Annotated in this window: 6 protein-coding genes and 1 pseudogene; all 7 read left to right on the forward strand. The window is 73.0% G+C overall.

Features of this window, described 5'->3' with window-relative positions; genetic code table 11:
* The first annotated feature begins 128 nt into the window (after nucleotides 1–128).
* On the forward strand, nucleotides 129–2,558 hold the full coding sequence (locus ABEA81_RS40635; RefSeq protein WP_345613139.1) for a hypothetical protein: 2,430 nt from the start codon (nucleotides 129–131) through the stop codon (nucleotides 2,556–2,558).
* On the forward strand, nucleotides 2,555–4,090 hold the full coding sequence (locus tag ABEA81_RS40640; RefSeq protein ID WP_345613141.1) for a PrgI family protein: 1,536 nt from the start codon (nucleotides 2,555–2,557) through the stop codon (nucleotides 4,088–4,090). The genes ABEA81_RS40635 and ABEA81_RS40640 overlap by 4 nt, the downstream gene beginning before the upstream one ends.
* Nucleotides 4,087–6,165, forward strand: a complete 2,079-nt coding sequence (locus ABEA81_RS40645) for a VirB4 family type IV secretion system protein (protein ID WP_345613143.1) — start codon at nucleotides 4,087–4,089, stop codon at nucleotides 6,163–6,165. Before ABEA81_RS40640 ends, ABEA81_RS40645 begins: the two co-directional genes overlap by 4 nt.
* Complete coding sequence (locus tag ABEA81_RS40650) at nucleotides 6,162–8,786, forward strand: type VI secretion protein (RefSeq protein WP_345613145.1); 2,625 nt, start codon at nucleotides 6,162–6,164, stop codon at nucleotides 8,784–8,786. Before ABEA81_RS40645 ends, ABEA81_RS40650 begins: the two co-directional genes overlap by 4 nt.
* Nucleotides 8,787–9,182: 396 nt before the next feature.
* Nucleotides 9,183–10,262, forward strand: coding sequence for a replication-relaxation family protein (locus tag ABEA81_RS40655; protein WP_345613147.1), 1,080 nt, complete (start codon nucleotides 9,183–9,185; stop codon nucleotides 10,260–10,262).
* Nucleotides 10,263–10,265: 3 nt separating this feature from the next.
* Nucleotides 10,266–11,219: a lytic transglycosylase domain-containing protein gene (locus ABEA81_RS40660; protein WP_345613149.1), complete on the forward strand. Its 954-nt coding sequence runs from the start codon at nucleotides 10,266–10,268 to the stop codon at nucleotides 11,217–11,219.
* A gap of 645 nt (nucleotides 11,220–11,864) precedes the next feature.
* Nucleotides 11,865–12,444, forward strand: a pseudogene (locus ABEA81_RS40665) (integrase core domain-containing protein); the annotation flags it as partial.
* Nucleotides 12,445–12,642 lie beyond the last annotated feature (198 nt).

Genomic DNA, 12,642 nt, shown 5'->3' on the forward strand with positions numbered 1-12,642 from the left:
CCACGGCCACGGGCACCCGGTTTCCCGGGCAGGCGAGTCGCGGCCAGCGACCCACCCCGGCCCACGCCACGACCGCGCCAGCCTCGGGCGGAATCGAGAGCCGCCACGTCCCAACGGGTCGAGCCCCGGTGGCCCGATCTCGCACGGGCCGCCGCCTCGGCGCCGTGCTCGCTGCCACGGCCACAGTGGCCCTCGCCGGTGTCTTCGGCTGGACCGCGCCCGCCAACGCGAGCACGCCCCGCCCCGCCGCACCAGGCGCAGTCGCCGAACCGAACGCCACCGCGAGCCTCGCCCGCGCCGGCCTCGCCGCCCAGGACCCCGCATCCCGGCCCCTCACATCCCCGGCCCTCACATCCCGGGCCACCGTGGTCACCGTCGTTTCCGGCGGGCGCCCTGCCGCGGCCCCGCTTCCGCCGCCCCCGCCCGCTCCGGTGCCCGAGCCGGGCACCCCGCCCGGTGGCGGTCCCCCGGCCGGGCCCGGCGTGGGCCCGGCGCCGCCGGCGCCGGGGTTTCCGTCCGAGTACGACCTCGTCCCCGGCTCCGGTCTGGCACCCGCACCGGCCGGCCAGCCGGGCTGCTCGATCACGGATCTGGGCGGCTGTATCGCGGACGCGATCAACACCTGGTTGCGTGGGGTGATCACCGACGCGCTCAACCCGGCGTTGGAGTTGCTGTCCGGGACGTTGTTGACCACCCCCACGCTCGATCAGTTGCCGCGGGTGCAGGAGTTGTGGTCGAGCTCGTGGCAGATCCTGTTGGCCTGTTACGGGCTGCTGATCACCGTGGGCGGGGTCATCGTGATGGCCCACGAATCGGTGCAGACCCGCTACGGCCTGCGCGAGCTGCTGCCGCGGCTGCTGGTCGGGTTCTTCGCCGCCGCCCTGTCGCTACCGCTAACCGGGGTAGCGATCGAGATCGCCAACAGCCTCTCGGTCGGGGTCACTGCCGGCGGCGCCAGCCCCGACGAGACCGTCGACGAGCTCAGCCAGCTGATCCTGGCGGTCGTCACCGGCGAGGAGGGACTGCTCCTGCTGCTGCTCGGTCTGATCGTCGCGATCCTGCTGATCGGGCTGCTGCTGGTCTACATCGTTCGGGTCGCGTTCACCGTGCTGCTGATCGCCGCCGCGCCGCTGGCGTTGATGCTGCACGCCCTCCCGCAGACCGAGTCGGTCGCGTACTGGTGGTGGCGGGCGTTCGGTGGCTGCCTGGCCATCCAGGTCCTGCAGTCCCTGGTGCTGGTGACCGCGCTGCGGGTGTTCCTCAACGACGACAGCGACCCCACCCGTGACACCCCCGCCGTCAGCGAAGGCGTGTTCGGGCCCGATCTGAGCAGGACCGGGTGGATCAACCTGCTGGTCACCATCGTTCTGCTGTGGATCCTGTGGAAGATCCCGTTCTGGGTGCTCGCCTCGATCCGCGGCCGCAGCGGCGGGTCGATGCTCGGGTCCGCGATGCGGGCGTTCGTCGCCTACAAGACATTCGGTCTGCTCCGCGGGGCAGGATCCCTCCTACGCCACGGCCGCCGCGGACAGGGAAACCCAGGGCGCCGCAGCATTGCCTCCGACGCCGAGAGCGACCCGTATGCAGGCGCACGCGCGACCCCCGACGGGCAACTGATGCTTCCGCTGCCCGGCCTGCACCGCGAGCGCCGCCGCCCCAGCCGCCCCGTCCCGCCTCACACTGCGACAGACCCCGCCACCGCGAACTCCGCCGCAGCGAACTCCGGCGGTGCAGGCGGCAGCGGCCGACGCGGGCACGGCGGGCAGCAGCTCCAGCTGCCACTCGACCAGACGCGCGAGCCGGAACAGCTCGGCCTTCCGATCTTCACCCGCCGCGTTCCTCCAGCGCAGCCGGGCCCCGCTGATACCTCTGCCGCCGCCGCTGCCGGTGCCGCTGCCGGTGCCGGTGGGCCGAGTGCGCCGGCGGCTCCCGGGGCTCCATGGACGGACGCGGCCGGGCGGCAGCTGGAGCTACCGCTGCACGACCCGCTGGCGTTCGTCTACTCCGGCACTCGGCCGTTGCGCTCGACCGGGCAGTACCCGCTGCCGCTGGGCCGGCTCCCTCGCCGACGACGACCCGCCGCCCCGCCCCTCAGCCCCGCCGCCTCAACACCACCTGCACCCCGACCCCGGCCCCGGCGGGTCGAACAGCTCGAGCTGCCCTACGACGACCTGCCCATCGACCGCTACCAGGACGTGCGCGCCCTGCCCGGCGGGCAGTACCCCCTGCCCCTCGAGGGCCTCACCCGACACCCCCGACCCACGCCACCCTCACCACCGGTGCCCGCACCGGCAGCTTGGCCGGCGGGCTCGCCTCGGGCGCGGCCGCCCGGGCGACAGCTGCATCTTCCGCTCGATGCCCACCCCACAGCACCATCCGCACCCCCGACAGCTGCGCCCCCACCACCCGCGCCCGCACCACCCGCACCACCCGCACCGCCGGCCCCGTCTCCCGGCTCGCCGCGCCCGAACTCGCCCGGTGAGGGCTCCCGCACAGCGGGTCCGACAGGAGATGGCGTGACGCGGCGTCCGCGGCGTCCGCGAAGGAGCACCTCATGACCTCACCGGTTCGGGTCCCCGCCGATGTCGACCGCGAGGACCGGCTGATCGGGGACCTCACCGCCCGACAGCTCGCCATCCTCGCCACCGCCGGCGCAGCCCTCTACGGGGTCTGGATGTTGCTTTTCCGCGTGCTACCGGCGTGGAGCCCGGCCTGGGCCCAGACAGCGCCGGTGCTGCGCGGGCTGGTGTTCACCGCGCTGGCGGTCCCGGCCGGGGTGGCCGGGCTCGCGCTGGCGCTGGGCCGCCGCGACGGGATGCCCCTGGACCGGCTCCTGGTCGCGGCCGCCCGCCAACGCCTCGCCACCCCCACCCTCCACCCACACCACGCACTCGCCCCATCCGAATCCGCCCTCGACACCCACAAGACCCTCGAGGCCGAGCCGGGATCCCGGACGGGTCGCCGCCGTCGGGATGGCGCGGGGCGCGTGGTGGTGCCGTGGGTGCCGGCCCGCGCTGTGCGTGGGTCGCGGGTCAGCCGGGAGGCCGGGCTGGTCGACCTCGGCCGGTACGGGCTGGCCCTGCTGTGCGCGGTCAGCCCGATCAGCCTGACCCTGCGCTCACCGGCCGAGCAGGACCAGCTCGTCGCCGGCATGTCCCGCTGGCTGCACTCCCTCACCTGCAACGTGCAGATCCTCGTGCGCACCACCCCTCTGGACCTCACCGGGCATGTCGACCACCTGCGCACCGACGCCGACGCGCTACCGCACCCGGCGCTGGCCGCCGCCGCGCACGCCCACGCCGATCACCTCACCGACCTCGCCCAACACACCGACCTGCTGCACCGACGGATTTACCTCGTGTTCCACGAACCCAGCCCACCCACGGCGCACCAAGGCGGCGGCGGGGACGGCGGCCAGGCCCCGAGGACTCGAGTCAGGCGCGCCGTCCGCGCCGCCGAGGAACAGCTACTGCGCCGCGCCGAGGAAGCCGACCACCTACTCGGCGCCCTCGGGCTACGCGTCACCCCCCTCGACCCGCACACCACCGCAAGAACGCTGCACGCCGCCACCCACCCCGACCACCACCTCACCCCACACCTGCCCACTCCGCCCGCACCCGCGCGTCTGCCCGTGCCCCCACCAGGGCCGCCCAACCTGCGACCGATCGACCAGCCCAGCTGGTCGTGGCCGCCGCCGCCATCCGAACCGGGCGACCAGCCGCGCGATGCTCACCTGATCAACCGGGCAGCGCCTCGCGGCCATGCACGACATTCGGGCACGGCTCGTGGCGCCACGCGAAGCGGCGCGGCACCGGTCGCGGTGACACGCGATGGCTGGCGCTCCGCCAGCGACCGGGAAACCAGCGACATCGACACCGATGCGGACACCGCGGATCTCTACGACCTCGCCGACCTCGCCGCCGTCACGGGCGATGACGGCGGCGAGCCGGATGACCAGCAGCTCGAGGACCACAACCTGCACGCCGTCCACCCGATCCGACCTGCCGCGACCGCCGGGCGGCCGGGCGAGCGCGACAGCGAGGCGCTGCCCTGGAGCTGGGCGCCGGGAGCGAAGGGGTACCTCGGATGAAGCCACTGTTGTCCGCGCGCATCCGAGCCGCCCGCACCGGCCTGCGACGCGCTCGCAGCCGGATGCCGGGGCTGTTCGATCCGGGGTCGCTGGTGGTGGGGTCGCGGCATCTGCAGGTGGGGGACGCCTGGGTGGCGACGTTGTCGGTGACCGGGTATCCGCGCACCGTCTACCCGGGCTGGTTGACGCCGCTGACCCATCACCCCGGCCTGGTCGACGTGTCGCTGCACATCACCCCGATCGACCCCGCCATCGCGGCGGCCCGGCTGGAGCGCCAGCTCGGCCGCCTCGAATCCGGGCGCCGCTCCACCGCCGAACACGGGCGGCTGCTCGACCCGCACATCGAGGCCGCCACCGAGGACGCCTACGCCCTCGCCGACCGGGTCGCCCGCGCCGAAGCCCACCTCTACGCGCTCACCCTCACTCTCACCGTGCACGCGGGCACCCGCGCCGACCTCGACGACGAAGTCGCCGCACTACGGGCAGTCGCCGCGAGCCTGCTCATCGACCTGCGCCCCACCACGTGGCGCGCCGCGCTGGCCTGGTGGACCGGACTGCCCACCGGCCTCAACCACCTCACCCCCGGCGCCCCGATCCATGCGGCCGGGCGGCTCGGCGCGGTTTCCGCGATCGGGCCCGGCGGGCGGGTCATGGACACCGACGCCCTGGCCTACGCATTCCCGTTCGCCAGCCCCGACCTCCCCACCCCCGAACCCCCCAGCGTGTGGGGCGCGCCTCACACCGCCGGCCGGGCCAGCGGGGTGGGTGGGGTGTTCTACGGGCACAACCTCGGCGCCCCGGGCAGCCTGCTGTTCTGGGACCGCTTCGCCCTGGACAACTACAACGCGATCGTCTTGGGTCGCAGCGGCTCGGGGAAGTCGTATCTGATCAAGCTGGAGCTGCTGCGCAACCTCTACCGCGGCGTCCACGCCCACGTGATCGACCCCGAGTCCGAGTTCACCCGGCTCGCGGCCGCGGTCGGCGGCACCATCATCCGACCCGGCGCCCCCGGGGTGCGGCTCAACCCCTTCGAACTCCCCGTGCACACCCACCCCGGATCGGGGGCGCGGATCGCCGCCCCGGACACCCTGCGCCGCCGGCAGCTGTTCCTGCACACCTTCCTCGCGCTCGCCCTCGGCCACCCCACCCCGGCCGAGCGCGCGGTCCTCGACACCGCCATCACCACCACCTACCGGCACGCCGGGATCACCGACGACCCGGCCACCTGGCCCCAACCGGCGCCGCTATTGCGCGACCTACGGGCCGCCCTCCACCAGCTCGCCCACCCCCCGCACACTGCCGGCCAGACCGTGTCCACCAGCAGCGGCGCCAGCCCCGACACGGCCGGTAGCAGCGAGAAGTCGGCTGAGGGGTCGGGTGGGGAGTTGGGTGAGGTGGCGGCCGGGCTGGCGGCACGACTGGCGCCGTACGTGGACGGCGCGTTCGCCGACCTGTTCGCCGGTCCGACCACCACCCCACCGGCCGGGCATCTGGTGGTGTGGTCGCTGCGCGAGCTGGCCGAGGAGGTCAAACCCCTCGGCATGCTGCTGGTGCTCGACGCGATCTGGCGCAGTGTCACCCACCCTTACGACCGACGCCCCCGCCTGGTCACCGTGGACGAGGCCTGGCTGCTGCTGCAATCCGAGGCCGCCGCCCGGTTCCTGCTGCGCACCGCGAAATCCGCCCGCAAGTACTGGACCGGGTTGACCGTGTCCACCCAGGACGTCGACGACGTGCTGGGCTCGGACCTGGGCCGCGCCGTGATCACCAACAGCGCCACCCAGATCCTGATGGGCCAAGCACCCCAGGCCCTGGACCCCGTCGCCGCCGCCTTTCACCTCTCGGCCGGGCAACGCGCCTTCCTCGCCGCCGCCGAACGCGGCCACGGCCTGCTGCTCGCCGGCCCACGCCAGGCCGCGTTCGCCGCGATCGCCTCCCCACTGGAGGACACCCTGATCACCACCGACCCCCGCCAGCTCGCCGACACCACCACCGCCCCCGACTGGATCAACCTCGACCACCCCACACCCACCGGTCCTCACCCACCCGCACGGCGCGCCACGGAGGCCTGGTGAGCCACCCCAACACCGCGATCACGACAGCCTTGGTGGACGAGCTGAGCGCTGGCGGGGCGGCCGAGCAGCTGACGGAGTGGGCGGGGTGGGCGGCCACCACCGCGGGTGCCGCGGCCGCCGTGATAGCTACCGTTAGCGCGGGTCACCGGTGGCGGATGGGGCGTCAGCAGGCGCGCTGCCACGCCAACGCGCGGCTGGTCACGATCCTGCCGCCGCCCCGGGTCGATCCCGACGGCGCCGTCGCGTTGTGGGCGAACCTGCTCGGCCTGCTCCGCCCCCGCTGGGCCCGGCTGTGGCACGGCCAACCCCACCTCGGGTTCGACTACCTGAGCAGCCAGCACGGCATCCAGATCCGCATCTGGGTACCCGGCCCGATCCCACCCGGGCTGATCGAACAGGCCATCACCGCGGCCTGGCCCGGCGCCCGCACCACCACCGCCCCCGCACCACCACACCGGTCCCCGACACCGCGGCGCCTCTTCCCGCTGCCGCAGCAACCGGCGAGGAGTGTGCAGCCAGGACAGCTCGTCGTGGCCGGCGGCGAACTACGGCTGGCTCGCGGTGACGCGCTGCCGATCGGGCACGACCCACGCCGCCCGGACCCGATCCGGGCGCTACTGGCCGCGCCCGGCCCGCTCGGCCCCGGCGAGTACGCCGGCGTGCAGATCCTCGCCCGCCCCATCACCGGCCGCCGCCTCACCACCCGCACCCACGGCCCCACCGGTGGGGTGTTCGGCGTGGCGGGGCCGCTCGTCCGCGGCCTGCTCGGCACCGCTGTGATGTTGCTGCGGGAGGTCCTCGACATCGCCACCCCCGCCGCCGGCGATCGCCGCACCACCATCACGGGCTCTGCGTCACGATCCGTGCAGGTGGGGCCGCGGGAGCGGCTGGTCGCCTCCGCCGAGCACCGCGCCGCCGCCGCGAAGACCCGGGGCGGCGCCTACGCCACCCTCGTCCGCTACGCCACCACCACCCCACTGCCCGAACACGACGGCACCGCGGCCGGGCTCGCGCAGGCGCAGGCGCGGGCCCGGGCGGTGCTGCGCGGGCGGGCACACGCACTCGCCTCGGCATTCGCCGGGTTCTCCGACCACAACCACTACCGCCGCCACCGTCTCCGCCACCCCCTGCACACGATGCGGGCCCGGCGCCTCGGTCGCGGGGACGTGTTGTCGGTGGCCGAGCTGGCCGCGATCGCGCACCTGCCCACCGACGAGCACATCCCCGGGCTACGCAGGGCCGGGGCCGCTGCGATCGCCCCACCCCCACAGATCCCGCACCCCGGGCCCGGCGTGAAACTCCTCGGCGACAGCGACGCCACACCCCTGACCTCCATCACCTCGAACCCCGGACGCAACCAGGCGGACCGGCCGGGCTCGCCCAGCCCCGGGGCAGCAGGACAGCGACGCGGGCGGGCTGTCGGGCTCGCCGTCGCCGATGCCCGCCATCACCTGCACGTGATCGGCCCGACCGGCTCCGGCAAGTCCTCCCTACTCGCCCAGCTGGTGCTCGACGACGCCCACGCCGGCCGCGGCGTGCTGGTCATCGACCCCAAAGGCGACCTGATCAACGACATCACCCACCACCTCCCGGCTGAGGCGTGGCGGGCCGGGCGCGTGGTGGTGCTCGACCCGGACGCGAACCGCCCACCGCCCTGCCTCAACCCGCTCGCCTCGCACCCAGCCGCCGAGGCCGCGCTGCGCACCCGGTGGGCGGGCGACCCGCTCGTGGAGAACATCGTCTCCGTCTTCGCCCGCCTGTGGGCGGCCACCTGGGGGCCACGCACCGAGGACCTGCTCCGGGTCGCCCTGCTCACCCTGCGCGCATCGCCCGAGACCCCGACCCTCGCCCAGGTACCGGCCCTGCTCACCGATCCCACCGCCCGCTACCGCGCCAGCCGGCACCTGCGCGACCCGCTGCTGCGCGGGTTCTGGCACACCTACAACCAGCTCTCCGACCCCGCCCGCACCACCATCACCGCACCCCTGCTCAACAAACTCCGCGCCGTCCTGCTGCGCCCGTTCGCCCACCACCTACTCGCCGGCGACCAGCCGGGCGGCAGGTCTGACGGCCGGTCCACCGTCAGCCTCACCCACGTCCTCGACCGCGGCGGCATCCTGCTCGCCCGCCTGCCGAAAGGCCGCCTCGGCGACGACACCACCCGCCTCATCGGCTCACTGATCCTCGCCCAGGCCTGGCAAGCCACCACCGCTCGCGCCCACCAACCCGCATTCACGCGAGCCGACGCCTCACTCGTGCTCGACGAATGCCAGAACTTCCTCAACCTGCCCTACACCATCGAAGAGATGCTCGCCGAAGCCCGCGGCTTCCACGTCTCCATCACCCTGGCCAACCAACACCTGGCCCAACTCCCCCGCCCCCTGCGCGACGGGATCGCCACCAACGCCCGCAACAAAATCATCTTCTCCGTCAGCCCCGACGACGCCCGCGACCTCGCCCGCCACACCCGCCCCGAACTCAGCGAACACGACCTCGCCAACCTCGATGGCTTCCACGCCGCCGCCCGCCTCATCGTCAACGGCGCCACCACCCCCGCCTTCACCCTCACCACCCGCCCCCTCCCCCACCACACCCAGCCCCGCCACGGCCCTGCCGCCTGAGCCCGCCCACGCGGCTTCACCCACGGCGCCAGTCCCAGACAGCAGGCTCGCCGCAATCACCGGGCTCGGCTACTCCGCGGCACCTCGATCTGCAGCGACCGCCTCGGCGGTCCCTCACCAATTTGGTGGCCGTGGCGACCTGCCGTCCCAGCCCTTACCCAGCCACGCCGGACCACGGCCGCCGCGGCAAACCCGGCCTGCGCGGATTCCCTCACCCCGAACGGAGAACTGATCATGCGAGACAGCCGCGCCTCGAACGGACCGCACGGGTCCGCGGCCCGGCACCGTTCCTCACGCTCCCGCTCGGCCAGTACCGCGGGTGGCCGGCGGGCCGATCGGCCAGGGCCGGGCAGGATCGTCGCGCGCCTCACCCCGCGGGACCGGTGGCTGATCCGGATGCTGCACGAACACGGCCACCTCACCACCCCACAACTGGTCCTGTTGGGATTCGCGTCGCTGCGCATGACCCAAGCCCGACTCCGCACCCTGCACGCCCTACAGGTGACCGACCGGTTCCGGCCGTTCACCACGCACGGCTCCTTCCCGCTGCACCACATCCTCGGCCCGGTCGGCGCGCGGGTCATCGCCGCGGAAGAAGGCATCGACACCCACCAGCTCGGGTGGCGCCACGACCGGGCACTCGCCGCCGCACACCGCCACACCCTCGCCCACGACAGCGCCACCAACGACGTCATCTGCCGGCTCGCCACCACCCCGGACATCACCCTCACCCGCTGGTGGTCACCCACCCGCTGCGCCCGCTACTTCGGCCACCACACCCGACCCGACGCCTACCTCACCCTCACCGCCCACCGAACCCATCCGGCCCAGCACGATCCCGGGCCGGCCAACAACCCCAGCAGCGATCCGGCCCGGCTGGGTAGACACGACGAGCGCGAGTCGTCGCGTCGCGGGGCGGGAACGTGGTGGGAGGCGTTCGTCGAATACGACACCGGAACCGAGGCGCTCGCCGTACTCGCGGCCAAACTGCACGGCTACTACCGCCTCGCCACCGCCACCGGAATCGCCACCCCGCTACTGATCTGGACCGCCCGCCCCGGCCGCGAACCCGGCGCCCGCGCCGCGCTCACCCACGCCCTGCGCACACTCCCCCACCCCGAACTCGTGCCCCTCGCCACGGCCGCACCCCCAGTTCACCGCGGGCGCCGCGACGCTGATCAACTCGGCCGTGTGTGGCGGCCCGTCACCGCACACCTCGCGCCGGACGCCGACGGGCGCCGCCTCACCCTCACCGAACTCGCCAGCACACTCCGGCCCCCAAGACGGCCCCACAGGGACCGGGGGCCGCACCACGACCCCCGCGACCCTCGACGTCATTCCCCCAGCCGCGCCGTCCCGGTCGACGAGCTCGACCGGCCCGGTTCCGGACTTGAGCTGCCCGCGCCGCCACCCTTGCCGCCCCGGCGCACCCTCCACAGAGGCCGCTCACCATCTCATCGCGCGAGGCGGTGGTGACGCGTGAAGCTGGTCGTGGTCGCCGTTTCGGCGCTGCTGGTGGTCGTGGTCGGGAGCGTCGCCGTCGCTACCGCGGCGCTCGCCGACGCCACAGCTACCCCGGCACCTCGCCCCAGCAGTACCGCGCTCACCGACATCCCGGCCGACTACCTTCGCCGCTACCAGCAGGCGGCCACGGTCTGTCCCGGGCTGGACTGGGCCGTGCTCGCCGCCATCGGCAAGATTGAATCCGACCACGGCCGCAGCGATCTCCCCGGAGTCCGCTCCGGGGAGAACCCGTACGGCGCCGCAGGCGTCATGCAGATCCTTCCGACCACCTGGGAGGAGATCCTCACCCGCCATCACATCCCACCCGGTGGCGCCAGCCCGCCGTCGCGCTACAACCCCCACGACGCCATCCACGCCGCCGCGTTCTACCTCTGCGACAACGGCGCCCCCGCCGACCCGACCCGCGCGATCTTCGCGTACAACCACGTCGACTCCTACGTCCAGCAGGTCCTCGACGGCGCCGCCCGCTACCGCCAAACCGATCCGCCGGACGCCCCCGGGCTCGACGGCCAGGCCGTCCTGCCCGATCCCACCGGTACCGGCGGACACGTCACCCCACGCATGCACGCCCTCTACCAGGCACTCGCCTCGGCGGGGGCGACCAGTAGTGGCGCGACCTGCTGGGACCCGCACCTGCACAACCCCGAAAGCGACCACCCCCGCGGCAAAGCCTGCGACCTGTTCTACAACCCCGACGACCCCACCGCCGTCGCCCGCGGCTGGCAGATCGCGCAGTGGCTCGCAACCGTCCACGCCGCCTACCGCATCCGCTACCTCATCTGGCAAGGACAAATCTGGTCAGCACAATCCCCGACCTGGACCACCTACCGCTCCGACACCTACCACTGCCCCGACCCGAACAACATCACAGGCTGCCACTACGACCACATCCACATCTCGGTCAGTTAGAAACGTTGCGAGTTTCATCGGATGATGCTTTCGTAGCGTTTGGCTGTCCGGTAGAGCGGCTGAACCAGACACGATACGCCCCCCGCCCCGATATGACTCATGGCCGCATCCAGCGCGGTGAAGGGCACCTGATCAGAGGAATTCAGCACCATCCTTCATCTGAAGAAGGAATATGTCGTCGCATGAAGAACGTGGATCAACGCGCTCATCAACGTCCAGCTCCACAACCCGGTCCGGTACGACGGGCCGGTAGTCGACGGGTTTGCTCGGCAGCTGCCCGAGCCAGCTGGACGGGATGGCCAGCGGCCAGGGGTGGCCGGCGGCGGCCGGGGTCAGCAGACGACGGCCTCGGGGTGGTCGAGCGCGCCGAGGACCCGCCCACGACAGCTTCGGCTGTCAGCCTGGTGCGGATCTTCAACCAGGGCCGGCCGCCGCTGGGGCGATAGGTGTGGGTCAGGCGTTTGACGACCACGCCTTCGACTCCGGGATGGCTGTGGTCGAGCATCCAGGTGCGGGCAACGGTGAGATCGGTGGTCATGGGCCATCAGCACGAGCCCGGGCGGGAGCTGTCGGCCCAGCAGGTCCTCGAGGAGGGCCCGGCGGGCCGCGTAGGGCTTCGACCGGACGTCGGTGCCGGCGAGGGCGAGGATGTGGCATGCCGCACGTCGTGCCGGCCTGCGGATCGGGCGCGATCAGGTGGGTCGGCTGATGCGGATCGCGGGCATCCAGGGGGTCCGCCGCGGCGCGCACCACACCGCCACGACGACCCGGGACGAGCGCGCGCCGCGGCACCCGGACCTGGTCAGACGCGGCTGGAAGACGCCGAACCGGCCGGACGCGATCTGGGTCGCGGACTTCACCTATGTGGACTGGGAGCGGGTTCTGCTACGTCTCGTTCATCACCGACGCCGGCTCGCAGTACACGGCGTTGGCGTTCACCGAGGAACTCGCCGCGGCCGGGGTCGCGGGATCGATCGGCACGGTCGGGGATGCCCTGGACAACGCCGTGATGGAATCCACGATCGGTCTCTACAAGACCGAGCTGATCGTGCCCGGCGCGCGCCGCCGGAACTGGGCCGGTCTTCGGGAGGTCGAACGCGAGACCGCCGAGTGGGTTCGTTGGTACAACAACGAAAGAATCCACTCATCCATCGACTACATGACACCAATCGAACGAGAAGTCATGTATGCTCACACCATCGCCCAACGGGGCGAGGTGGCCTGAACGTCAGCCTCTCGCGATCCCAGGACGGTTCACCTCGCATTCGCATGCGTCGAACACAAGTCAAGCCTGATCGCCCCACGCCGGATGCTCGGCCGCGACCGTGCAGAGCTTGAACGCCGCCGCCCAAGCTGGACGTGAGCTCGCGTCGGGCACCCGCCGCTGCCGGTCGAGTCCCGTGGGGTCGGCGCGGTCGCACAC

Source organism: Pseudonocardia adelaidensis (genome assembly GCF_039543345.1).
Taxonomy (GTDB): Bacteria; Actinomycetota; Actinomycetes; order Mycobacteriales; family Pseudonocardiaceae; genus Pseudonocardia; species Pseudonocardia adelaidensis.

Excerpts from the sequence above, each read along its gene's own strand:
- ABEA81_RS40640 (WP_345613141.1), top strand. The coding sequence starts at position 2,555 with ATGACCTCACCGGTTCGGGTCCCCGCCGATGTCGACCGCGAGGACCGG.
- ABEA81_RS40645 (WP_345613143.1), top strand. The coding sequence starts at position 4,087 with ATGAAGCCACTGTTGTCCGCGCGCATCCGAGCCGCCCGCACCGGCCTG.
- ABEA81_RS40655 (WP_345613147.1), top strand. The coding sequence starts at position 9,183 with ATGCTGCACGAACACGGCCACCTCACCACCCCACAACTGGTCCTGTTG.